Source organism: Tunturiibacter gelidiferens (assembly GCF_051013345.1).
GTDB classification, from domain to species: Bacteria; Acidobacteriota; Terriglobia; order Terriglobales; family Acidobacteriaceae; genus Edaphobacter; species Edaphobacter gelidiferens_A.
Genome location: NZ_CP132939.1, coordinates 5,802,539 through 5,825,457 on the forward strand (window position 1 = coordinate 5,802,539; position 22,919 = coordinate 5,825,457).

Annotated in this window: 25 protein-coding genes and 4 pseudogenes; 22 read left to right on the plus strand and 7 right to left on the minus strand. The window is 58.7% G+C overall.

The genetic code is table 11. From position 1 onward, the window contains the following. Positions 1–94: 94 nt before the first annotated feature. A complete protein-coding gene (locus RBB80_RS29315; RefSeq protein WP_433965691.1) occupies positions 95–1,051 on the minus strand; it encodes a site-specific tyrosine recombinase in 957 nt (318 codons plus the stop codon). A 364-nt stretch (positions 1,052–1,415) separates the two neighbouring features. Here RBB80_RS29315 and RBB80_RS29320 point away from each other — a divergent pair, with 364 nt between their 5' ends. From RBB80_RS29320 to RBB80_RS29345, 6 genes and pseudogenes are all read left to right on the plus strand, one after another. Continuing rightward, the gene (locus tag RBB80_RS29320) at positions 1,416–2,702 is read left to right on the plus strand and encodes a POTRA domain-containing protein (RefSeq protein ID WP_433965692.1); all 1,287 of its coding nucleotides are present in this window, start codon (positions 1,416–1,418) and stop codon (positions 2,700–2,702) included. 204 nt (positions 2,703–2,906) lie between these two features. After that, positions 2,907–4,288, plus strand: a pseudogene (gene ffh / locus RBB80_RS29325) (signal recognition particle protein). 48 nt (positions 4,289–4,336) lie between these two features. Next, on the plus strand, positions 4,337–5,425 hold the full coding sequence (locus RBB80_RS29330; RefSeq protein WP_433965693.1) for an acyltransferase family protein: 1,089 nt from the start codon (positions 4,337–4,339) through the stop codon (positions 5,423–5,425). A gap of 201 nt (positions 5,426–5,626) precedes the next feature. Beyond that, positions 5,627–5,833, plus strand: coding sequence for a hypothetical protein (locus RBB80_RS29335; protein ID WP_433965694.1), 207 nt, complete (start codon positions 5,627–5,629; stop codon positions 5,831–5,833). A 2-nt stretch (positions 5,834–5,835) separates the two neighbouring features. Beyond that, the gene (locus RBB80_RS29340; protein WP_433965695.1) at positions 5,836–6,159 is read left to right on the plus strand and encodes a transposase; all 324 of its coding nucleotides are present in this window, start codon (positions 5,836–5,838) and stop codon (positions 6,157–6,159) included. Positions 6,160–6,255: 96 nt separating this feature from the next. Beyond that, positions 6,256–6,744 carry a GNAT family N-acetyltransferase gene (locus RBB80_RS29345; protein WP_433965696.1) on the plus strand — a complete coding sequence of 163 codons (489 nt, stop codon included), beginning with the start codon at positions 6,256–6,258 and terminating at the stop codon, positions 6,742–6,744. 64 nt (positions 6,745–6,808) lie between these two features. Here RBB80_RS29345 and RBB80_RS29350 read toward each other — a convergent pair whose 3' ends face one another. Beyond that, positions 6,809–7,345, minus strand: a complete 537-nt coding sequence (locus RBB80_RS29350) for a cytochrome P460 family protein (RefSeq protein WP_433965697.1) — start codon at positions 7,343–7,345, stop codon at positions 6,809–6,811. A 240-nt stretch (positions 7,346–7,585) separates the two neighbouring features. Here RBB80_RS29350 and RBB80_RS29355 point away from each other — a divergent pair, with 240 nt between their 5' ends. From RBB80_RS29355 to RBB80_RS29365, 3 genes and pseudogenes are all read left to right on the plus strand, one after another. Continuing rightward, positions 7,586–7,867 (plus strand): hypothetical protein, encoded by a 282-nt coding sequence (locus RBB80_RS29355; protein WP_433965698.1) that lies wholly within the window; start codon positions 7,586–7,588, stop codon positions 7,865–7,867. Between the two features lie 431 nt (positions 7,868–8,298). Then, positions 8,299–8,442, plus strand: coding sequence for a DUF3309 family protein (locus RBB80_RS29360; RefSeq protein WP_433965699.1), 144 nt, complete (start codon positions 8,299–8,301; stop codon positions 8,440–8,442). 104 nt (positions 8,443–8,546) lie between these two features. Further along, positions 8,547–8,801, plus strand: a pseudogene (locus RBB80_RS29365) (Fur family transcriptional regulator); the annotation flags it as partial. Positions 8,802–8,938: 137 nt separating this feature from the next. Here RBB80_RS29365 and RBB80_RS29370 read toward each other — a convergent pair. Together RBB80_RS29370 and RBB80_RS29375 are read right to left on the minus strand one after the other, a co-directional pair. After that, positions 8,939–10,445, minus strand: a pseudogene (locus RBB80_RS29370) (helicase HerA-like C-terminal domain-containing protein). A gap of 52 nt (positions 10,446–10,497) precedes the next feature. Continuing rightward, positions 10,498–11,079, minus strand: coding sequence for a GNAT family N-acetyltransferase (locus RBB80_RS29375; protein ID WP_433965700.1), 582 nt, complete (start codon positions 11,077–11,079; stop codon positions 10,498–10,500). Between the two features lie 135 nt (positions 11,080–11,214). Between RBB80_RS29375 and RBB80_RS29380 the strand changes: the two genes are divergently transcribed. The 4 genes from RBB80_RS29380 to RBB80_RS29395 all read left to right on the plus strand — a co-directional run bounded on the left by RBB80_RS29380 (position 11,215) and on the right by RBB80_RS29395 (position 14,925). Continuing rightward, entirely contained in the window at positions 11,215–12,216 is a 1,002-nt protein-coding gene (locus RBB80_RS29380) for an NAD-dependent epimerase/dehydratase family protein (protein WP_433965701.1), read from the plus strand. A 54-nt stretch (positions 12,217–12,270) separates the two neighbouring features. Next, complete coding sequence (locus RBB80_RS29385) at positions 12,271–13,215, plus strand: dienelactone hydrolase family protein (protein ID WP_433965702.1); 945 nt, start codon at positions 12,271–12,273, stop codon at positions 13,213–13,215. Positions 13,216–13,217: 2 nt separating this feature from the next. Next, positions 13,218–13,907 (plus strand): peroxiredoxin family protein, encoded by a 690-nt coding sequence (locus RBB80_RS29390; RefSeq protein ID WP_433965703.1) that lies wholly within the window; start codon positions 13,218–13,220, stop codon positions 13,905–13,907. A gap of 154 nt (positions 13,908–14,061) precedes the next feature. Beyond that, positions 14,062–14,925 (plus strand): IclR family transcriptional regulator domain-containing protein, encoded by an 864-nt coding sequence (locus tag RBB80_RS29395; RefSeq protein ID WP_433965704.1) that lies wholly within the window; start codon positions 14,062–14,064, stop codon positions 14,923–14,925. A 27-nt stretch (positions 14,926–14,952) separates the two neighbouring features. Here RBB80_RS29395 and RBB80_RS29400 read toward each other — a convergent pair whose 3' ends face one another. Genes RBB80_RS29400 through RBB80_RS29410 form a run of 3 tightly spaced genes read right to left on the minus strand, consistent with a single transcriptional unit; the run spans position 14,953 to position 16,441 of the window. Next, positions 14,953–15,084 (minus strand): hypothetical protein, encoded by a 132-nt coding sequence (locus tag RBB80_RS29400; RefSeq protein ID WP_433965705.1) that lies wholly within the window; start codon positions 15,082–15,084, stop codon positions 14,953–14,955. Then, complete coding sequence (locus RBB80_RS29405) at positions 15,071–15,520, minus strand: DUF1697 domain-containing protein (RefSeq protein ID WP_433965706.1); 450 nt, start codon at positions 15,518–15,520, stop codon at positions 15,071–15,073. The genes RBB80_RS29400 and RBB80_RS29405 overlap by 14 nt, the downstream gene beginning before the upstream one ends. Before the next feature lie 9 nt (positions 15,521–15,529). Next, positions 15,530–16,441 carry a type I phosphomannose isomerase catalytic subunit gene (locus RBB80_RS29410; protein WP_433965707.1) on the minus strand — a complete coding sequence of 304 codons (912 nt, stop codon included), beginning with the start codon at positions 16,439–16,441 and terminating at the stop codon, positions 15,530–15,532. A 128-nt stretch (positions 16,442–16,569) separates the two neighbouring features. On the opposite strand from RBB80_RS29410, the gene RBB80_RS29415 reads away from it, so the two are divergent. From RBB80_RS29415 to RBB80_RS29455, 9 genes and pseudogenes are all read left to right on the plus strand, one after another. Next, complete coding sequence (locus tag RBB80_RS29415; RefSeq protein WP_433965708.1) at positions 16,570–17,559, plus strand: acyl-CoA desaturase; 990 nt, start codon at positions 16,570–16,572, stop codon at positions 17,557–17,559. Between the two features lie 160 nt (positions 17,560–17,719). After that, positions 17,720–17,980: pseudogene (locus RBB80_RS29420) on the plus strand (DUF3011 domain-containing protein); the annotation flags it as partial. Then, positions 17,977–18,411 (plus strand): DUF3011 domain-containing protein, encoded by a 435-nt coding sequence (locus tag RBB80_RS29425; RefSeq protein ID WP_433969947.1) that lies wholly within the window; start codon positions 17,977–17,979, stop codon positions 18,409–18,411. The pseudogene RBB80_RS29420 and the gene RBB80_RS29425, both read left to right, overlap by 4 nt. 186 nt (positions 18,412–18,597) lie before the next feature. Next, positions 18,598–19,095: a DUF3011 domain-containing protein gene (locus RBB80_RS29430; protein ID WP_433965709.1), complete on the plus strand. Its 498-nt coding sequence runs from the start codon at positions 18,598–18,600 to the stop codon at positions 19,093–19,095. Positions 19,096–19,157: 62 nt separating this feature from the next. Next, positions 19,158–19,934: a HipA family kinase gene (locus RBB80_RS29435; protein ID WP_433965710.1), complete on the plus strand. Its 777-nt coding sequence runs from the start codon at positions 19,158–19,160 to the stop codon at positions 19,932–19,934. Then, positions 19,912–20,292: a DUF3037 domain-containing protein gene (locus RBB80_RS29440; RefSeq protein ID WP_433965711.1), complete on the plus strand. Its 381-nt coding sequence runs from the start codon at positions 19,912–19,914 to the stop codon at positions 20,290–20,292. Before RBB80_RS29435 ends, RBB80_RS29440 begins: the two co-directional genes overlap by 23 nt. Positions 20,293–20,320: 28 nt before the next feature. Beyond that, complete coding sequence (locus RBB80_RS29445) at positions 20,321–21,247, plus strand: sensor histidine kinase (RefSeq protein WP_433965712.1); 927 nt, start codon at positions 20,321–20,323, stop codon at positions 21,245–21,247. 100 nt (positions 21,248–21,347) lie between these two features. Beyond that, positions 21,348–22,031 (plus strand): MarC family protein, encoded by a 684-nt coding sequence (locus RBB80_RS29450; RefSeq protein ID WP_433965713.1) that lies wholly within the window; start codon positions 21,348–21,350, stop codon positions 22,029–22,031. Between the two features lie 46 nt (positions 22,032–22,077). Then, positions 22,078–22,833, plus strand: coding sequence for a response regulator transcription factor (locus RBB80_RS29455; protein WP_433965714.1), 756 nt, complete (start codon positions 22,078–22,080; stop codon positions 22,831–22,833). Positions 22,834–22,919: the final 86 nt, after the last annotated feature.

A 22,919-nucleotide genomic window follows, 5' to 3' on the forward strand; every position in this document is an offset into this window, starting at 1 on the left:
CCTTTGCATTTGTCGTTGCCGTCATCCTGAGCGCAGCGAAGGATCCCGACGCCCCTCACCCGCCCCGACAAACCAAACCTTTCAACCCAACCCTTCAAACCACCCGTCTCTTCCCCCGCGGATGATGCTCCCGATGCACCTTCTTCAAATGCCCGAGCGCCACATGCGTATAAACCTGCGTCGTCGCAATATCCGCATGCCCCAGCAAAGTCTGCACACTTCTCAGATCCGCACCATGCTCCACCATGTGCGTCGCACAGCTATGCCGCAGCATATGCGGACTAGCCTTACTTCCCGTCCCCGAAGCCGACCGCACCATCTCCCAAACCCACTGCCGTGTCAGCGCATGTCCGCGCACACTCAGAAACAGTGCCCTCTGCACCGCATGACTTCCCCGCTCCAGGCCGCCCTTCACCAATCCCGGCCTTCCCACCGCCAGATACCTCTCCAAAGCCTCCACCGCCGACCGCCCCAGCGGCACGATCCTCTCCTTATCGCCCTTGCCCCTAACCTGCGCCCGCGCCTGGTCCAGATGCACATCCTCCACCCGCAGCGCGCAGATCTCCCCCACCCGCAGCCCGCCCGCATAAAGCAACTCCAAAATCGCATGATCGCGCAGCGCCAGCCCATCCGCATCGGCACTTCGAGCGGCAACGCCGGTCCGCTCCAGCATCTCGGCCACCTCGCCCTCGGCCAGAGACTTAGGCAGCACCTTCCAACTCGCAGGAGTCTCCACGTTCACTGTCGGATCATGCGCAATCCGCTTATCCATCAGCAGCCAGCGATAGAATCCCCGCAAACAGCTCAACTTTCGCGCAATCGACCGCGACTCCACTCCATGGCCCCGCAGCCCCTCCATAAACCCGCTCACATCCGCCTGGGTCGCCCCCACAAGCAACCCATTCCGTCCCTCAACATGCTCCGCAAACTGCTCCAGATCCCGTTGATACGCCTCGCAGCTAGCTGGTCTCAGACCCTTTTCGACCCGCAGATACGCCACAAACTCCCTCACCGTCCGCGCGTTCCCGCCAGCCTGACCAATCTCGTGCATAGAAGTCGATTATCCCGCCCCCAATCCTCTGTGCCTGCCGACTCACAACCCGAACCAACCTGGCCACGCACCAAGGCCGCCACTTGCCAAGGCGAGGGAGTCCTGCCGGACAGGCCTCCTGCGCGGAGAGCGGTCACTTCGTGACGCGTATACCTTGTCTTGGCAGGTTATCGACGCCCGGTCCTCCCGTTGGTCGGAATCAACTTCATCTTCCGACCAACGGGAGGACCACGCAAAGCAATCACAAGTCACGAAGTGACCGCCTCCCGCGCAGGGAGCCCGTCCGGCAGGACAAGCTTCCCTAAAAGTCTCTTTCGAAAAATGATCTTCTCTCCCATCGCGGCATGGGGTATCTTCCTTTCAAATGCGCTCGACCACTCTCAGGCCTGCTCTCCTCGCTCTCTGCCTCTCTGTCCCCACCCTCCAACTCTCCGCACAGACCTTCAAACTGCCCCCGATCACCTTCACCGGTGCCCCCGCCTTCTCACAGGCAGACCTCCTCAAAGTCAGCGGCCTCCAGCCAGGCGCAACCGCCACCCAGGCAGATGTTCAAGCCGCCGCCCAGCACCTCAGCGACACCGGCCTCTTCTCCGACATCCGCTTCGAGTCCAACGCAACCGGCCTGGTCTACGATCTCAAGCCGATGCCGCCAGAACATCTACTCCGCGCCTCCTTCACCAACTTCGTCTGGTGGTCTCCCACTGAACTCACCACCGCGCTCAAGGCCCGAGTCCCTCTCTACACCGGCGTAGTCCCCACCGCCGGCAACCTCCAGGACACCATCGCCTCCGCCCTCAAAGCCATGGTCGCCGAAAAAGGCACCACCGCCAGCATCGTGGCCATCCCCCACAGCGCCCAGCCAGGCGCCACCCCATCTTCTATCGCGTTCAAAATTGAGTCCCCCGCGGTCCGCGTCCAAACCATCACCCTGATTCACGCCTCTCCCGCCATGCAGCCCAGGCTCGACAGCGTAATCAAAGACCAGACCAATCAACCCTTCGACACTACCACCACCCATACCTCCATCACCACCGCACTCACCTCCGCCTACCACGACGCGGGCTACCTCGACATGGCCGTGCTCAACCTCACCCAGGCCCCGCCTCAGGTCACCCCCAACGGCATCGATCTTGCCTTCACCGCCACGCTCAGCGAAGGCCAGCCCTACCAGCTCTTCCAGCTCAACTGGCCAGGCTCCGACATCATCAGCACCGCCGACTTCTACAAACAGGCCAAGATGAAGCCCGGTGACATGGCCTCCGAAGCAGCCCTTCGCCAAAGCCTGTCGATCATCGCCGGCGCGTACTTCGCCAAAGGCTTTCAGGACGCCAAGGTCAAGGCCCCAGCCACCTTCGACCATCTCGGCCACCACGTCTCCTACACCATCACCGTCGACCCCGGCCCGCAATACCACATCCACAGCGTCAAAGCCCTCGGCCTCTCCGCCGAGCAGCAGAAGCAATTCGACTCTGCCTGGCACATGAATCCCGGCGACTTCTACGACACCACCTACCTCACCAACTTCCTCCACAACAACAGCGCCCTCCAGTCCCTCGCTGGCTACTCCGCCACCTACAACGCCTCCTCCGACCCCGACACCCACCTCGTCGATCTCACCATCACCTTCGCCAAAGGCGGCGTTCTCAACTAAAGCCAAGAGGCGCCCTACGTGGGCAGCGCCCACTTCGTGGGGTGTATACCGGCTTCGCCCCGGCCTCCCGATGGTCGGCAAAAGACATCCCATCGCGACCAACGGGAGCGCCAACCGAAGGGGTATACAAATCACGAAGTGACCGCCCCGCGCGCAGCGGGCATTTCCGCCACCGCCGCCATTCCCTGTAAACTTGTAGCAGACATGTTTGAAAACCTAAGCGACAAACTCCAGCGTTCCTTCAAGACCCTCCGCGGCCAGGGCACCATCTCCGACGAGAACATCTCCGACGCCATCCGCGAGATCCGCCTCGCCCTCCTCGAGTCCGACGTCAACCTCACCGTCGTCAACGAGCTCGTCGAGCACATCCGCACCCGCGCCATCGGCGAAAAGGTCGCCACCGCCCTCTCGCCCTCCGAGCAGATCGTCAAAATCGTCCACGACGAGCTCGTGAATCTCCTCGGCCGCGACACCGCCCGCTTCCAGAAAGCCTCCCAGCCCCCAAGCGTCATCCTCATGGCCGGCCTGCAAGGCTCCGGCAAAACTACGACGAGCGGAAAGCTAGCCCAGTGGCTAAAAAGCCGGCCACCGCCCCATGCTCGTCTCGGTCGACGTCTACCGTCCCGCCGCCCGCGAGCAGCTCGCCATCGTAGCCCGCTCCATCTCCGCCCAGCTCTACGAGGGCAAACTCACCGAAGAAAAACCCGGCACCGACGCCGTCCTCCGCCTAGCCAAAGAGGCCAAGCGCGAAGCCGCCAACTTCGGCTGCGACATGCTCATCGTCGACACCGCAGGCCGCAACCAGATCGACGCGTCGCTGATGGACGAGATGGCGCAGCTCAAAAGCTCCTCAACCCCTCCGAGATCCTCTTCGTCGCCGACGCCATGACCGGCCAGGACGCCGTCAACTCCGCCAAGGCCTTCAACGATCTCCTCACCATCACCGGCGCCATCCTCACCAAGATGGACGGCGACGCACGAGGCGGCGCTGCCCTCTCCATCCGCCACGTGACGGGAGCACCCATCAAGTTCCTCGGCACCGGCGAAAAGCCCGACGCCTTCGAGCCCTTCCACCCCGACCGCATCGTCTCCCGCATCATGGGTCACGGCGACATCGCCACCCTCCTCGAGCGCGCCGAATCCACCCTCGACCGCGGCAAAGCCGAGCAGTTCGCCAAGAAAGCCCTCTCCGGCGACGGCTTCACTCTCGACGACTTCCGCGACCAGCTCCGTCAGATCAAAAAGATGGGCTCCATGAAGTCCATCCTCAAGATGCTCCCTCCGTCGGCCCCTTCGCCGGCATGCAGCAGGCCGTCGAAAACGTAGACGAAGGCCAGTTCACCCGCGTCGAATCCATCATCAACTCGATGACGCAAAAAGAGCGCCTCGACCACGAGATCATCAACGGCAACCGCCGCAAGCGCATCGCCCGCGGCAGCGGAACCTCCGTGCAAGACGTAAACAACCTCCTCCGCCAGTACGCCCAGATGCGCAAGATGTTCAAGTCCCTCGGCGGTGGTGGTGGTATAAAGGCTCAGCAACGAATGATGAGCCAAATGCAAGGCAAACAGAAATTCGGCAGATAGAACCGCCTCGGTTGAAATGACCAGAGCTTAAAGCAGAGTATGAGCTCAATGAATAGACGTATCCCGGGCCTTGACGGGCTTCGAGCCCTTAGTGCGGTTGGTGTCGCGCTCAGGCATCTTGGCGTACTGCCCATCGGTTGGATCGGCGTACAGGTCTTCTACGTTCTCTCCGGTTTCCTCATTACTGGCATCTTGCTTAGCTCGAAAGACGAGATCGCCTCATTCAGCGAGCGTCTAAAACATTTCTATGCTCGCCGCTCGCTCCGCATACTTCCTCTCTATTTTGCGTATCTATTCTTCGTTTTTGTGGCCTCCTATCTAAATTCCGAATTTCGAGATCAACGAGCTTTACTGTGGTCACTAGCCACTTATACCTACAACATTCATCGTGTCCTTCACCCGACGGATGCATTTAGTCTTTGCACTCACCTGTGGTCGCTCTCTATCGAAGAGCAGTTTTACTTTGGTTGGCCATTCATTGTTTTTTTCATGTCCACCAAGCACTTCCGCATCTTCGCGATGACGGTCGTCGCCCTCTCTCCTCTTCTCAGGGCTACACTCGTGCTGACCAGTCACGACCCACACCTGGACGCATACTTTCTCACTCCCTATCAGCTCGACGGCTTTGCTGCCGGCGCCGTGCTTTCGACTCTATCTATTTCTCAACTTATGGTCCTGCGAAAACCGTTCGCTGTGGTCCTCGCCGCCGCTGTTGCCTGCTCTTTACTGTGGAACGCGCATATCCTATGGTTTGGACTGCTCTGGCTTATGCCCAACGGACATGCGTCCTGGACTTGGGGATACACTCTCATTGATCTGCTCGCTGCGGCGATGATCATCGAATGCATCTGCGGGGCGCCGCTTGTTTCTATTCTGGAGTGGACTCCCCTTCGCTACCTCGGACGTATCTCATATGGCTTTTACGTATGGCACGCCGCAAGTATCATCCTCTTCGTGCATATCTTTCATCGTCTGCGCCTCATCTCATGGTTGCAGCCTGGCGGTCTCTTGTTGATGCTTGGCTTCTTGGCTTTCAATACCTTAATCTCGACTCTCAGTTTTCGCCTTCTCGAGCGGCCCTCGATCGTCCTCAAAGATCGCATCTTTCAGAAGCAACCTAAAACCATCCTCGCTTAGAACCAACCAAAAAGAGCGTCTCGACCATTCCAGATGCGCAAGATGTTCAAGTCACTCGGCGGTGGTGGTGGCATAAAAGGCTCAGCAACGAATGATGAGGCGGATGGCCCAGATCAAAATTGAGCCATAGACTTGGGTGGCGGGTGGCCCAGATCTAAAGTGAATCCACAAAACTCGGGTGCCCCATATCTCGATTCTGAGATGTGGGCATTCGCGCGGAAGCGCGAACCCGATACCCTAAAATCACCCATGCCGCTCGGCCTCAAGCGCTACCAACAAGAAGGCGACGACCACTTCATCACCTTCAGCTGCAACAACCGCAAACCCTACCTGAACACCCCCAACCTCAAAAGAGATCTTCCTCGACTCCCTCGAACGCACGCGCACGAACTACCAGTTGCTACGTAGTCATGCCCGAGCACGTTCATCTCCTCATCAATGAGCCTCCAAACGAACCTCTCTCGAAGACCCTTCAAGCTCTAAAGATTTCAGTCTCCAGACGACTACCCGAGCGTCCCTTTTGGCAGACTCGTTATTACGACTTCAGCGTCTTCACTCACAACAAGCGCATCGAAAAGCTAAAGTACATGCACCGCAACTCGGTCACACGCGGCCTGGTCGAAAAGCCGGAAGACTGGCCTTGGTCCTCCTATCGCCACTATCACCTCGACAAACCACTTCAGTCCTCATCACCACTTAAGGCGGCTCCGCGGTGCCCCACGACCAACTCTTGACCATCTACAATAAGTTCAACGCCCAAGAAGACCCGCCGCCCCATCCGTCAACGGTTGAAACTGGCCGATGCCAGTAGATAGGTGTGTACGCAGTCGATGGTGAGAACTAACGGAGATCTCGGTAGCCTCGATGCAAGCATCACCCTGCAACTCAACAATGCTCACGCCAAGGAAACATCCGAGTTAGACCTGGGGCACCTCAACACGCTCCTTGACATGGCTTGCTATGCGAGAGGCATAGATCAGGGCAAAACCGCTTTCTTGATCGCGCTTGACCACACCGCTCCATACCAGAATCCCAACTTCGCCTGGTTCAAAAGCGCGTATCAATCATTCGTATACATAGATCGCGTCGTCGTCGCAGAGTCTGTGCGCGGTCAGGGAATTGCCAGGCTACTCTACGAAGATTTGTTTTCTGCCACGCGTCGCACCGGAATACACCGGATCGTCTGCGAAGTGAACTCGGAGCCACCCAACCCAGCATCGGACGCGTTCCACATTGCGATGGGCTTCGAAAAAGTCGGACAAGCCGTTCTGTACAACGGGGCAAAGACCGTGAACTACTTCGCAAAGAATCTGGATTAAGCGAGGCGGTGGTGAAGGGCCGGTGGAGTCTCCGGGGGCAATCGATGTCGGAGGCAGGTGTGGTTCAACGCTTCTGATAAGGATGGAAGATGTAGTCCTTCGCCTTCACGGCCACATGGCACTTGGTCCCGCAGTTTACCGGGCTGGGATCCGCCGTGAACTTGTCCGATGCGGCTTCGTAGTTGAACACCGCGTATCCCCATCCGCCGTCGTCCTTCGAAAATCTCTTGCTGTCCTTCTCGATAACGAAAGCCTGTTTATAGATATCCGGCACATCCACCACGAAAGGAGCCTCTGTGCTCTTCTTCGGCTTCCACTGAAGCTTCGCGATCTTGGAGCCATCCGGGAAAGGCTTGCCGTTGCCCGGAAAACCATCCTTGAACGCCTGAATCATGATCGGATTCGCGACGATCACCTTGAGCACTTCGTCGGTCCGGGCGGAGGAGACCACCGCCCAGTCCTCGTATCCCTTGAAGTCAGAGAACGCAACTCCTCCCGGCGATATCAGCGAGTACTTGTCCTCAGCGTAAAAACCCGTGGCGGTGAATACGGCGAGCACCGCTGTGGCTATCGCAACCGTGGGCTTCCTTTTGCGCTGCATGGCTGATCCCTTCTTAACCAGAATTTCCATTTGGGCCGCTGAATGCAGCAGAGCATAACACACTCCTGATTCCTGATTCATAAACGGCGGGGGCCCCTCTCAACCTCTCAACCAACCACAAAAGCTCGGGTACCCACCGACGTTCCCCATTTAGAGAAGAAAACTCCCGCAGTCACCCATCCGGGAACCTCGCCACGTCGTACCCCTATCGCAAGTCTCTTTCGAAGAAGGAGCCACGATATGTCGATCCTCTCCTGTCCCGACGGCGCGCTGCTCATAGGAAACCTGGTGGAGTCGCTCCGCCGCCAGTGCGAACTCCCCGGCAGAACCAGATCAAGCTACGAGATCGCCCTGGAGATGGACACAGCAGAAGCCCTCCAGGCCGCATACCGTCACGCCGCCGACCACCTCGTCCACTGCCCGGCGTGTCGCAACCTGATGGCCAGCAGAAGATCCGACGCAATCAGCCTGCATCCCGATCCTCCACGGCAACACCAGAAAAATAGCCTGCAGCGTACCTGAAAACAGCCCATAAATCTCATGTCAAGCCCCTGCACGCGAAAACCCGCTCCAGACGCGGCTATTCGCGTGGCGTATACACCCGCTTCAAACCGCTATCCTGTTAACAGCGCTGGACCGCGGCCTCGATGAGGCTGAAAAGGGGAGGTGAGCGATTGACGGGACGAAAACTGGCTGCAACTTGCTCAAAACAAGCATTTTGTGCGTAACTCTCTTATTTAGAATATTTTGCAGACCCCTCCCCGTTTGTAAGCTGCTGGAAGTAAATCACTTAGCTGCAAGGTACCCCAGGGGGAGGGGAGCGGAACGAACGAAATCGACCTCGGCTCAGTGACAATCAGCCGCGCACGGGAGAAATTGTTATTGCGTCCGTAACAAAATTTGCATCACACCCTCCATCTGGCGAGACTTCGCCGAACGGAGAAAAACTAAAGATGCTTATCCTTTTGATCATTCTGATTCTGGTGTTCGGCTTTGGCGGCTATCGTTTGGGACCTGGCCTCGGCTACTACGGGGGCGGCGGCATCAGCCTCATCCTGCTCATCGTTCTCATCCTGCTTCTTATGAAGGTTATCTAGCTGCGCAGGCCCGCTCCGCGCAAGCCACATCGCAGCGGACGGGCCACTCAGCCTCGCTCAGCTAGTTGAGACTATCTTCGCAACACGCTACGATAAGCGTGTTCATGCCATCCACCATCCAGACTCGCAACACCCGCCAGAAGGACGCTATTCGCGCCGCCTTCCTGGAGGCGAATCGCCCCTTGTCTCCCGACGAAGCTCTGGTCCTCGCCCAGAAAGAGGTCGACGCGCTCAGCATCGCCACCGTCTACCGCAACATCGGCAGCCTGGTCGACGACAAGTGGCTTGCCCCAGTGGACGTCCCCGGCCAATCCACCCGCTACGAGGTAGCCGGCAAGGCCCACCACCACCACTTCCAATGCAACACCTGCGGCACCGTCCACGAACTCGAAGGTTGCGAGATGCAGTCCAGACCCAAGCTCCCCGCGGCTTCAAGTACGCCAGCCACGAGTTCTTCGTCTACGGCACCTGCTCCTCCTGCGCCAAGTAACCGACCTTACCTCTTCGATCCTCCCAGCAACGATCCCAGCACCCCGCGGATTAGCTGCCGCCCCACCGTACTCCCCATCGTCCGCGCCGCGCTCTTTACCGCCGCCTGCAACACAGTATCTCCCCGCCGTGAACTCCCCTGTCCGAGCACCCCACCCAACGCCGTCCCAGCCGCTTCCATCCAACCTGGTCCCGAACCCGCAGGAGACCCCGCTGGACCGGTGGCCCCACCCCCAGAAGCCACAGCCTTCCCCTTCAATCGCTCATACGCCGACTCCCGATCTACCACCGTCTCATACACCCCCGCCAGTACAGAATTTTTGATAATCTCCGCCCTCTGCTCCGGCGTGATCGGCCCAATCTGGCTATGCGGCGGACACACCATTGCCCGTTCCACCATCGCCGGAATCCCCTTCTCATCCAGAAACGAGACCAAAGCCTCCCCCACACCCATCTCTGTAATCACAGCCTCCACATTCACCTTCGGATTCGCACGAAACGTCTGGGCCGCCGCCTTCACTGCCTTCTGATCCCTGGGCGAAAACGCGCGGAGCGCATGCTGAACGCGGTTGCCCAACTGACTCAAAACCGTATCAGGAACATCAATTGGATTCTGCGTCACGAAAAACACGCCGACCCCTTGGACCGAATCAACCGCACCACCTGCTCAATACGATTCTGCAAAACCGAGGGCAGATCGTTAAACAACAGGTGAGCTTCATCGAAGAAAAAACCAGCTTCGGCTTCTCCTGATCTCCAACCTCCGGTAGTTTCTCAAACAATTCACTCATCAACCAAAGCAGAAACGTCGCGTACAACTGCGGCGATTGCAGCAACCGATCCGCCGCCAAAATATTCACCACACCTTTGCCGCTGGAATCTACTTGCAGCAAGTCATCGATATTCAACGCCGGCTCGCCGAAGAAAAGATCGCCCCCTTGCTGCTCCAACGCCACCAAGCCACGCTGAATAGCGCCGATACTCGCCGCCGAAATATTTCCATACTGCGTCTGATACTCTTTCGCACCTTCACCCACATGCTGCAGCATCGCCTGCATATCTTTCATATCTAACAGCAGCAATCCACTGTCATCGGCGATCTTGAAAACCAATGTCAACACGCCCGTCTGCGTATCGTTCAGATTAAGGATCCTGCTCAACAGCAAAGGGCCCATCTCACTGACGGTAGCTCTCACAGGATGTCCCTGTTTCCCGAAGACATCCCAGAACACTACAGGACAGGCCGCAAAGCTCCACTCTCCGAGCCCCATCGCCGCCACTCGTGCATCGAACTTTGGTGAACTCTTCCCCGCCTGCGAGATTCCCGACAGATCTCCCTTCACATCCGCAGCAAACACCGGCACACCAATCGAACTCAGCACCTCCGCCATTACCTGCAGCGTAACGGTCTTGCCCGTACCTGTGGCCCCTGCCACCAGACCATGTCGATTCGTCATTCCCGGCAGCAAATAAAGCTCGTCGGCACCTTTGGCAATCATTGGCGTCTCAATCATCTGTTCCCCCAGCTCTTAATCTGCGTGAAGACTACACGGCGTGACGTCAACATCAAAGCAATAGACGCTTTACCATCCGCACCACCTCGATCGTATCCCCACCACCTACCGGAACCTTCCACCGATCCACCTCCAAATACCCCTTCCGAGCATAGAGTCCCACGCCCGTCAACGTACTGCCCATCTCGAAGTGCGTAAACCCTTCCGCGATCGCCGCCTCCTCCGCAGCCGCTAGGATCAAACTCCCCACACCTTTCCGCGCAAAATCGGGATGTACAAAGATCGCTCGAATCTTCGCCGCATCCACCATAGGATTCAACCTCTCTGGAGCGATCTTCTCTACCTGGTGATCTCCACCATACAGGGTCCTCCGAAAGCTCCATCCACCGCACCCGGCAATCTCACCGGAGTCAGCAATCGCGACGAAGTAAGTCCCGTCCGCAATCAATTGGCTGTCCACCGTGAACACTGTTGCCAGCGCGCCCTCCCTCTGCGCCGCCGAATAATCCGCCACCTGAAGCCCACGCACCGAAGCCTCGATCAGTTCGCGGATCGCCGCCAAATCCTTCGCTGTAGCCACTCTCAATTGAAATCGCATGGTCAGCAAAGTATAAAAGCCCAGACGGCAACCCATGTCACTGCAGTAGAGTCCCGCGTGACGATCTTCAATGATTGGTTTTGCGATCGGGTAGCTTAGTTAGTTCCATTTACCATGTTGGAAACAGTCGCATCGCCGACCAATCCCGGGCATTACATCGAACGGCACTTTATGAAAATTCTAGTCACGGGCAGTTCAGGTCACCTGGGTGAGGCTCTGGTTCGAACTCTGCACAGTTTGGATCAAGAAGTTGTGGGACTGGATATTTTGAAATCTCCTTTTACGACTCACATCGGCTCGATATCAGAGCGGTCTGTCGTAACGGATTGCATGAGCGGGGTGCAAGTAGTCTTCCACGCTGCCACGCTGCACAAGCCCCACCTTGCAACCCATAGCCGACACGAGTTTGTCGCCACCAATATCACCGGCACGCTCAATCTGCTGGAAGCTGCTGTCTCCGCAGGCGTGAAATCCTTTGTCTACACAAGCACAACCAGCGTGTTTGGTGACGCTCTTGTGCCCCCTCCCGGACTTCCTGCGGCATGGATCACGGAAGATGTTACGCCCGTGCCCAAAAACATCTACGGCGCGACCAAAGCAGCCGCCGAGGATCTCTGTCAGTTATTCCACCGCAATCAAGATCTCCCATGCATCGTGCTCAGGACGTCTCGATTCTTTCCCGAGGAGGATGACAATCGGGAAGTGCGTGAAGCTTTTTCGGATTTGAATGCGAAGGCGAACGAGTACCTCTACCGTCGTGTCGATATCGAAGACGTCGTGAGTGCACATTTGCTGGCTGCAGAACGCGCACCGGATCTCGGTTTCCGAAGATATATTGTCAGCGCAACAACCCCACTCCACCGGGACGATCTCGAACGCCTCCGAGACGACGCACCCGGAGTCATAGGGAAGCGGGTTCCGGGCTACGAGATCACATACAGTCATCGGGGCTGGATTATGTTTCCCGGTATTGAACGGGTTTACGTGAACGAACGTGCACGTAACGAACTGGGATGGTTGCCACAATATGACTTCAGCTCTGTCATAAGTAGCCTCAACGCGGGGGTTGATTTTCAAAGTCCTCTCGCAAGAGCGGTCGGAGCCAAGGGCTATCACAACGAAGTCTTCTCTCAGGGACCATATCCTGTGGGCCAGGTGTCCATCAAAGACTGACTAAAACTTTCCGTGCGCCTTGTCGAGTCCTTACGGCAGGACTAAACTCCTTCCATGCGCCGACCTGCTCTGCTCCTCCTAGCCTTTGCTCTGCTCCTCCCCCTCACATCAACAATCCAAGCGCAGGACTGGGCCAAGACCCGCCTCGAAGCCTCTCCCCGCCACCACGAATACGTCCCTCTCAAGCACGGCGACCGCACCGTCCAGGCCTTTGTCGTCTACCCAGAGGTCAAGACGAAGGCCCCCGTCGTCATTCTCATCCACGAGATCTTTGGTCTCAGCGACTGGGCTAAAGAGATGGCCGACGAGTTAGCCGCCCAGGGCTTCATCGTCATCGCTCCGGACCTGCTCACCGGCTTCGGCCCCAACGGCAGCGGCTCCGACGCCTTCCCCAATCAGGACGCCACCATCAAAGCCATCTCCGGCCTGGATCCCGCCGTCGTCAATGCCGACCTCGACGCCGCAGCGGACTACGGCAAGAAGCTGCCCGCAGCCAACGGCAAGATCGCCGTGACGGGCTTCTGCTGGGGAGGTGGTAAATCCTTCGCCTTTGCTGCTCACCGCAAAGATCTCTCCGCCGCCTTCGTCTTCTATGGCCCCGGCCCGTCGGACGTGACCACCGTCACCGCTCCCGTCTACGGCTTCTACGCTGGCAACGACGCCCGGATCGGCGCAACCCTGCCCGCTACTATCGATGCGATGAAGGCTGCCGGAAAGAAATACGAGCCCATCACCTACGACGGCGCAGGCCATGGCTTCATGCGCGCTGGAGAAGATCCCGGCAACACCGTTCCCGGCAATAAAACCGCACGCGAACAGGCCTTTACCCGTCTGGTAACTCTTATCAAGGAGATGAAGGCAGCTCCGGTTGCCAGCAACGCAAACCGCAATAAAACCGTAGCGCAAAGATCACAGCCCGCCATCTCCTGCCACACCAACACGAAAGTTGCGAAGGCTAGCTCCACAAGCCAACCCACAGAGACAGCTGCAATAATGTAGTCGTGGCCGCTGCTCTCAACATCTCGCTTCAGGATCAACTGGACCGTATCACGCAAAACACCCGTGCTCTCGTCCAGCCCGAGCGCCTCGCTGTCTCCGAAAAGGCGACCGAAGATCTCTTCAACACCGGCATCGAAGACCGTATGCTGAAGGCCGGGGCGCAAGCGCCGGCCTTCATACTCGAAGACGCCCTCACCCATAAGCCGGTCAGTTCAACTGATCTGCTCGCCCTCGGACCGCTCGTCATCAACTTCTTTCGTGGGCGCTGGGATCCCTACTGCGTCACCGAACTCGAAGCCTGGCGCGACCTTCACACCGATCTCCGCAAACGTGGTGCTATCTTCGTCGCAATCTCCCCGCAAACGACACGCCAAAACAGCTTCACCCTTGAGCAACATCGCCTGCAATACCCTTTACTCTCCGACCCCGGCGCAACCATTGCAGGGAAATTCGGCATAGCCCACACCATTCCGCAAAATCTCCGCAGCTACTATCAGTCCATCCTCATCAATATCCCTTTCAACAACGCCGGCCTAAGCTATCACAACGCTACTGAAGCCAGCTGGCGCCTCCCGATCCCTGCCGTCTTCATCATCGACCGGGCCAATACCGTCATCTTCGCTGAAGGCCACGCCGACTTCCGAGTCCGCCCCGAACCTGCCGACGTCCTCGCGACTCTCAATCGGAGATAAATCCGCTCGGATTGTCCAGCAAATTCCTTGAAATCTTCGGCAAATTTGAAGCCCGATCGGGCAATATCTTGCGATATCCTAGGCGTGCGTTTATCGTAGTGATAGTCCGTCTATCGAACAGTCTTGCTCGATAACGTCACGGAAAGGGACTCGTATGAGCATTACTCCCCGCCAACCCCTCGCATCATCGGAAACCTCCCTTCCGCCAGCGCCGCCCGCAGCTCCCAAACCCACCCCCGCATCGTCACTAGACATCTTTACAGGCGATCCCAACTTTATGACCTCGCTCGCCCGTGGCCTTATCGTTATCCAGGCGTTCACCCAGCAATCCCCGCAGATGACAATCTCGCAACTTAGCGTAAAGACCGGGCTATCCCGCGCCGCGGTCCGCCGCTGCCTCTACACCCTCACCAAGCTCGGGTTTGCCGGAGCGGAGGATGGCTCACGCTACTCCCTTCGTCCGCGCATGCTCACCCTCTCCCAGACATACACCACTTCCAACACCCTCTCCACCGCCGCCCAGCCCATCCTCGAGCGCATGTCCGCCGCACTCCGCGAGTCCTTCTCCGTCGCCACACTCGACGGCGAAGACATCGTCTACATCGCCCGCACCCAGGTCAACCGCGTCATGGCCGTCGACCTCCACATCGGCAGCCGCCTGCCCGCCTACTGCACCAGCATGGGCCGCATTCTCCTCGCCTACCTCCCGTCCGAGCAGCTCGAGCAGTACCTCGCAAAAGCCGTCCTCACCCCCCACACCACCCGCACCATCACGTCCCCCGACAAGCTCCGCCTCACCCTGCGCAACGTGCGTCGCAACGGCTACGCCCTCGTCGATCAGGAGTACGAGGTCGGCCTCCGCTCCCTGGCCGTCCCCGTCTTTGCCTCATCGGGCCGAGTCGTCGCCACGCTGAACCTCAGCGGCAACGCTCCCCGCCTCTCCGTCCTCGAGATGCAAAGCCGATTCCTCAATCACCTTCGCAGTGCCGCTAATGAGCTAAGCGCCTTTCTCAACTAGCATCAGCAAAATTCATGCGAACGAGAATCACGTCTCAACCATCATCTCCGCGAGCTTCAAAACCGTTCGCCAGTTCCGCATGGTGCTGACCGTCTTCAGCTTCGAGTCAAAATAGGCGTTCGTCAGCTTCGTCCTTGCCGCACCGTTAACCAACTTCAAATAGATCTCTCGCCCGATCACTGCAAACTCGTCCGGCGGTGATCGCATTTCGTCCAGTTCCGCCACCAAATTCTTTGCTGGATGATCCGCCAGAAAAGAAACATGCAGCGTCTCTTCCGCAACTCGCACCTTCAAAAGGGATTCCCCGAACCACAGCCTCCATCTCCGAAGCGGTCCGCAACACCACCGGCACCTTAAACCCAAACCGCTCCTCGACCTTCTTCGCAATCACGCTCTCCAATCGCTTCACCACTTTGTCGTCGGCGCGGAAGACCACGTTTCCGCTCTGAATGTAGGTCACCACGTCTCCACACCCAGCCGCTGCAAAGATGCCCACCAGATCTTTCATCGGCACCATGTTCTTACCGCCCACGTTGACGCCACGCATCAATGCGACATATCGCAAAGCCGTCTCGCCAGCTCGATCCTTCATCATGCCACTCCTCTAAGCCGGAGCCACACACCGAACAAAGGAAACTCCGGCCCCCGTCTCTACAACAACGTCACCATCTCCCCGCGGCACCACCACGGCCTTCCCGGGAATCAACGCCAACTCGCCATCAGGAGTCCTGACCACTCCACTCCCCGCCAAACCGACAAGACATCCCGCTCCCTCGAAACTAACGGTTCGTTCACTCGTCGCGGAGATCTCAAATCGATCCACGGCAAAATATCTCTGCTCAATCAACCTGATAAATCCATCCATTACACGCGGCGCAACCTTCCCCGCCTGTGTTTTAGATTTCATCACCTGCAAGCCTTTCTCCAGATGCAGCTCCCGCGGCCGGCCATAGTCATACAGCCGATAGGTCACATCGCTCGTCTGTTGCGTCTCCAGCAGCACTACTCCAGGTCCGATCGCATGCACAGTCCCGGCATCCACAAACAACATATCCCCCACGGACACAGGAATCTGCTCCAGCAGCAACTCCATAGTCCCGCTCTCCACAGAAGCCGCAACCTCCTTCGCACCCACGCCCGGCTTCAACCCTAGCGCGACCGTCGCACCCGGCTCCGCCTCCAGCACATACCAGCACTCGGTCTTTCCCCGCGTCTCGCCCATAGCCTTCGCCTGCGCATCATCCGGATGCACCTGCACCGAAAGCTTATCCGCCGGAAACAAAATCTTTACCAGTAGCGGAAACTCACCACCCATCTTCTCCGCAACGGAATCCAGCGTCTGTCCTATAAACGGCCCAGTCTCCACCAGACACTGCGGCCCGGTCAGCCATGCTTCCCCTACCAACTCAGTCGTTCCAGTCTCCTCATACCAGGGCTTCAGATCGCTCTTTCCCCATACTCTTTCGCTAAACCACGGCTTCAGGCTAAACGGTGCAACTTTGGTCCCAATTGTCATACTTCAAGCCTATCAACTCCCACCTTTGGGTGGCATTACAAAAGTCTTACACCACGTCTCTCGTCACCCCTGATAGCGTCAGTATTAGTAGTTCACCAGCACCCGAAGCACAAGGACAGCGATACCCTATGACTCCCCTTAGCACCATCGAAGAAGCCCCGGTAAAGGCGCCCAAGCTCGCCGCCGTCGTTCCAGCCGTCGCCGAAGTTACCCAGAAGATCAAACAGGATCTCCGCATGGGCCGCGAGCACCAGGAAGGCCGCATCAACTGGATCACCACCATCGCCATGGGGCTCTTCCACGTTGGAGCCATCGCTTCCCTCTTTTTCTTCTCCTGGAAGAATCTGGCCGTCTTCCTGGTCATGTACTTCTTTGCGATCAACGTTGGCATCGGAGTGGCCTATCACCGGCTGCTGACCCATCGCGGTTACAAAGTTCCCAAGTGGGTCGAGTACTTCGTGACCATGTGCGGCTGTCTCGCACTTGAGGGCGGTCCGATCTTTTGGGTAGCCACCCACCGCGTTCATCATCAGAACTCCGACCAGGAAGGCGACCCACATACGCCGCATGACGGTACCTGGTGGGCTCACGCCGGCTGGATCCTCTCTGGCCGCGCGCTTCACTCCGAAACCGCCCTCCTCGGCCGTTACGCTCCCGACCTCACCAAGGACCCGGTCCACGTCTGGCTCAGCAAATACCACTACGTTCCCCTCGTCATCACCGGCGTCCTTCAGGTCGCACTCGGCGCAGCCCTCGCACCTGCGGGCCACCACTTTGTAGGCGCTCTCGGCATGGTCCTTTGGGGAACCTTCCTCCGCGTCACCATCGGTCTCCACGCCACTTGGCTCGTGAACTCCGCCACCCACCTCTGGGGCAAGCGCCGCTTCGAGACCAAGGACGACTCCCGCAACAACTGGTGGGTCGCTATGCTCACCGGCGGCGAGGGCTGGCACAACAATCACCACGCCCATCCCGTCAGCGCGCGCCACGGCCTCGAATGGTATGAGTTCGACATCAACTACTACTGCATCTGGGTTCTCAGCAAAGTCGGTCTGGCAGAAAAGATCCAGATCGCCAAGTTCGACCCGAAGAATCCCAAACCAGCGGGCGTCATCTAGTCCAACATTCGGAAAAAGAATGGCCGTCATCCAAAAAGGTGACGGCCATTCTTATTTTCTGCATCCAATATCGACAAGCATCCGACTCCGCGCTATTCTCATCCGGAATCGCAACCGCTTCAAGGGCCTTGGTGACAATCTTTATCTCGAAAGAGGCAAGATGAAACGCACATTCAAGCTCCTCCTCACAGGCACGACTCTCATCGCCGGCATCTGCGCCATACCCGCAACCGCTGCGGCGCAACCTGATTACGGCGGTCCCCCGAGAATAACCTGCTCCTCCGACGACGGCCGCAGAAACTGGTGCGATATCGGCCCCTCTCGCGATGTCCGCATGGCGCGGCAGATCAGCGGCTCCCCTTGTATCCAGGACGACACCTGGGGCGTCGATCGCCGGGGCCTCTGGGTCGACCGCGGATGCCGCGCCGAGTTCATCCTCGGCCGCCGCGAACCACCTCCTCCCCCATTACCGTCACCTGCTCCTCCAACGATGGCCGCAGAAACTGGTGCGATATCGGCCCCTCTCGCGATGTCCGCATGGCGCGACAGATCAGCGGCTCGCCCTGTATCCAGGATGAGACTTGGGGCGTCGATCCACGCGGCCTCTGGGTCGACCGCGGATGCCGCGCCGACTTCATCGTTCGCTCAGGACCACCACCTCCTCCTCCCATTACTGTTACCTGCTCCTCCAATAACGGAGACAGAAACTGGTGTGACATTGGGCCTCGAACCGAAGTCCGACTCATCCGACAGATCAGCGGATCTCCCTGCGTTCGCGGCCAGACCTGGAACATCGACAATCGCGGCCTCTGGGTAGACCAAGGCTGCCGCGCAGACTTCGAGGCTCGCTAGCACTAAGCATCAATACTTCGCACAGTGCCTCTAACCGGACATCAGCAACCAAAGAGGCCGTCTTCCAAAGGGGTGAACGGTTTAGATCTTTGCATCCACTCTCGACAAGCATTCCACTCCGCGCTATCCTCATCCGGAACCGCACGTTTCAACACCAGTGGCAATCTTCAACTCGAAAGAGGAAAGATGACGCGCACAATCAAGCTCCTACTGATAGGCACCCTGCTTATCGCCGGCGCCTCCGCCATTACCGCACCTGCGATAGCACAACCTGGTTACGGCGGCCCACCGAGGATCACCTGCTCCTCCAACGATGGCCGGAGAAACTGGTGCGATATCGGCCCCTCTCGCGATGTCCGCATGGCGCGACAGATCAGCGGCTCTCCCTGTGTCCGCGACAGCACCTGGGGCGTAGACCGTCGCGGCCTCTGGGTCGACCGCGGATGCCGCGCAGAGTTCATCATCGGCCGGGGCGGTTCACCACCGCCGCCGCCAGCCCGCATCGTCACCTGCTCTTCGAATGATGGCAGGCGAAACTGGTGCGACATCGGACCCAGTCGTGACGTCCGACTGAGTCGACAGATCAGCGGCTCCCCCTGTGTCCGAGACAGCACCTGGGACCTCGACCGTCGCGGCCTCTGGGTCGACCGCGGCTGTCGCGCCGACTTCCGGGTCCGCTACTAATCTCCGAACTCGGCAGGAGTCGTCCGCTCCAGGTGACTCCCGCCCAGCTACACTAAGCACCAATGCTTCGTACCATCCGCGCCACCCAGTACGTCACTGCCCTTCGTGAAGGCGGCTCTCTCCCCGCAATTATCGAGGCCGACGACCTTGGTCTCTACGTCGTCAAATTCCGCGGCGCAGGCCAGGGTCCACTCGCACTCGTCGCCGAACTCGTCGCCGGCGAAATCGGTCGTGCCCTCGGCCTCAACATTCCTGAACTCGTCTTCGCTCAAGTGGACCCCGCGCTAGGACGCAACGAACCCGACCAGGAGATCCGCGACCTTCTTCGCGCTAGTGCGGGGCTCAACCTCGCCCTCGACTATCTTCCGGGATCCTCCATGTTCGACCGAGCCGCGGGCGACAAAGCCGACCCCCACACCGCCTCACTCGCCGTCTGGTTCGACGCGTTCATCCTCAACGTCGACCGCACCGCCCGCAATGCCAATCTGCTCAACTGGCACAGCCAGCTTTACTTCATCGATCACGGCGCAGCGCTCTACTTTCACCACAACTGGCCCGACGCCAGCCGTCTCGCCGAATCTCCCTTCGCCGAAATCCGCAACCACATCCTTCTGCCCTGGGCCACCGATCTTGAACAAGCCGCCGTTCATACGGCCAGCTGCCTCGACCGCGAGATTCTTACCGAGATCCTCGCGCAGATTCCCGACCAGTGGCTTCAGTCCAGCCATCCCACTCCCGCCGACGCACGCTCAGCCTATCTTAATCTCCTCACCCGGCGTCTAGCAGCGTCCCCCATCTTCACCCAGGAGGCCACCCGTGCTCGCGCCAATTTCATTTGACTACGCGGTTATTCGCGTCGTTCCCCGCGTCGAGCGCGAAGAGTTCGTTAACGCAGGCGTTGTCGTCTTCTGTCTCCAGCAACGCTTCCTTGATGCCCGCATCCACATTGACAATCAACGCCTCCGCGCGCTCTGGCCGGAGATCGATCTCGATCTGGTTCGCAACCACCTCGAAGCCTTCCCTCGAATCTGCGCCGCAGATCCTACGGGCGGCCCCATCTCGCACCTGAGCCAACGCGAACGCTTCCACTGGCTTGTCTCTCCTCGCAGCACCATCATTCAAGTCTCCCCCGTCCACACAGGCCTCTGCGATGCGCCCGAAGAGCTCATGGCCAATCTCGCCCGGCGTTATCTCTAAATCTTCCCCGCTATACTTTCAGCAAGCCATGAACATCACCCGACGCCGCGGAGCCATCGCCACCTTCATCACCCTGGGCGTCCTCACCGTCGGCCTCGCCATCACCCTCAACATCACCTGGATCATTCTCAACAAGCGCACCCTCGCCATCGCGGTTCTTGGCGTCATCCTCTTTGCCGCGCTCATCGCCGGCGTCGTCCTTAACACCGTCTTCCTCGTCCGCGAGATCCGCCGCAACGAGCGTCAGGACTCCTTTCTCAACGCCGTCACACACGAACTCAAAACCCCCATCGCCAGCATCCGCCTCTATCTCGAAACCCTCCAGCGACGCCCCGTCGAGGAGTCACAGCGCCAAGAATTCTACAAGATCATGCTCTCCGACTCCGACCGTCTCCTCGCCACCGTGGAGCAGGTCCTCAAAGCCGGCCAACTTGGACAGCGCCACCGCCAACAAAACCGCACACTCATCGACATGCAGTCCCTCGTATCCGACTGCATCGCCATCACCCTCCAGCGCCACCACCTTCCCGCCGAAACCATCGTCCTCGAACCGACTCCCGGCATCGTCCGCCTTTACACCCAAGGCATCGCCGAAGACCTTCGCACCGCAGTCCTTAATGTCCTCGACAACGCTGTCAAGTACTCCCCTGAAGGAGTTCACATTCGCTGCTCACTCGCCATATCTGACTACACCTGGGTCGCCCTCCGCGTCACGGACACCGGCGTCGGTCTGCCCGCCAACCAGTTCAAACGCATCTTCACTCGCTTCTACCGAGTCCCCGGACGGGCCGTGGCCAAGATCAAAGGCACTGGCCTCGGCCTCTTTCTCGTTCGCAACATCGCCCGTCAACACGGGGGCGAGGCAACAGCCATAAGCCCCGGCCCTGGCCTCGGCACGACCATCTCGATCACCCTTCCCCTCGCCCCGCCAGCTTCTTCAACGGTCAACAACTAGCGCAACCTTGTAGCTCTCCTGCAGAGGAACTCCTTCGAGGGTACGAGACGTACAATCATTTCAAAGCTCGTAGTTAATCTCACTCGACTTCGTGATCTCCATGTTTCTGCTCTGGAAATACTTCGCCCTGGGATTCAGCGCGCTCCTCCCGCTCATCAACCCCCTCGGCTCCGCGCTTATCTTCCTCGGTCTGGTCGGCGCTGCGCCCATCGACATCTATCGTGGCCTCGCCCGCCGCATCGCCATCAACACCGTCATCTTCTTCGCCGTTATCCAACTCATCGGTTCGTACCTCTTGGGGTTCTTTGGAATCTCTCTGCCCATCGTCCAGGTCTCTGGAGGCATCGTCATCGCGATGATTGGCTGGGCTCTCCTGAATCAGCCTGACAGCACACCCAGCCCAGAGAAGACGGCGGCCGCCGTCCCCGCGGTGACACCCGCAGAGATCGCCAGCCTCCAGCAGAAAGCCTTCTATCCCTTCACCTTCCCCATCACCGCTGGCCCCGGCTGTATCGTCGTCATGCTCACCCTCAGCGTGCACACGGACCAGACAACCCTCGAAGACAAAGTCCTCGCCCACGTAGGACTCCTCATCGCGGTCCTCCTGCTCAGCGCTCTCATCTATCTCTGTTATGCCTATGCTCCCAAGATTGCACGTACCATCTCGCCCGCGACCGCGCACGGCATCCTTCGCGTCGTCGCGTTCATTCTGCTCTGCATCGGAGTCCAGATAGCATGGAACGGCCTCAGCAATCTGTTCTCAAAGCTTTTGCAAAAATCGTAATGTCACAGGTTACAAAACGACAACGAACATCTGGACCGGAAACGCCATGACCGAACCCACCGTCCCACTCATCGTTCTCGTCGAAGACGAAGAGCATCTCGCCCAAGGCCTCCTCTTCAACCTTCAGGCTGAAGGCTACCGCACCCGTCACGAATCCGACGGCGACGCCGCCCTCGCCTATCTCCTAGCCGAAAAAATCAACCCCGAAGAACACATCGCCGCCATAATCCTCGACGGCATGCTGCCCGGCGCCGACGGCTTCACCATCGTCCGCGCTCTTCGCGAAGCCCACCACTACACTCCCGTCCTCATGCTCACCGCCCGCTCCCGCCCCGAAGAGGTTCTTGAAGGCATTGAAGCCGGCGCGGACGACTACCTCGCCAAGCCGTTCGACCTGAACATTCTTCTGGTCCGCCTAAAATCACTCCTCCGACGCACTGCCTGGCAGAACGCCGCAACCCTGGAGACTCCGCTGCCCGCCATCGCGGAGCAAACCGACGAATATGCTTTCAATCACCGCACAATCCGCTTCGACACCCTCGAACTCGTCGCCCCCAACCGCATCACCCACCTCACCCTCATGGAAGCCGATCTCCTCCGTTATCTCACCGAGCGCGAAGGCCAGATCGTGTCGCGATCCGCCATCCTCGAAGACGTCTGGCGAGTTCACGAAGACACCGATACCCGCGCCATCGACAATTTCATCGTCCGCCTCCGTCGTTACATCGAGGACGATCCAGCCGATCCACAACACTTGGTCACCGTCCGCGGTGTCGGCTACCGGTTCCTCGCCAACCCCTAGGCGTATTTAGAATCAAGGAAGACCTCGCATCACCAGGCTATCCAATTGTGGGACCGCTGAGCAGTTTCTGACCTATTCCATCATTC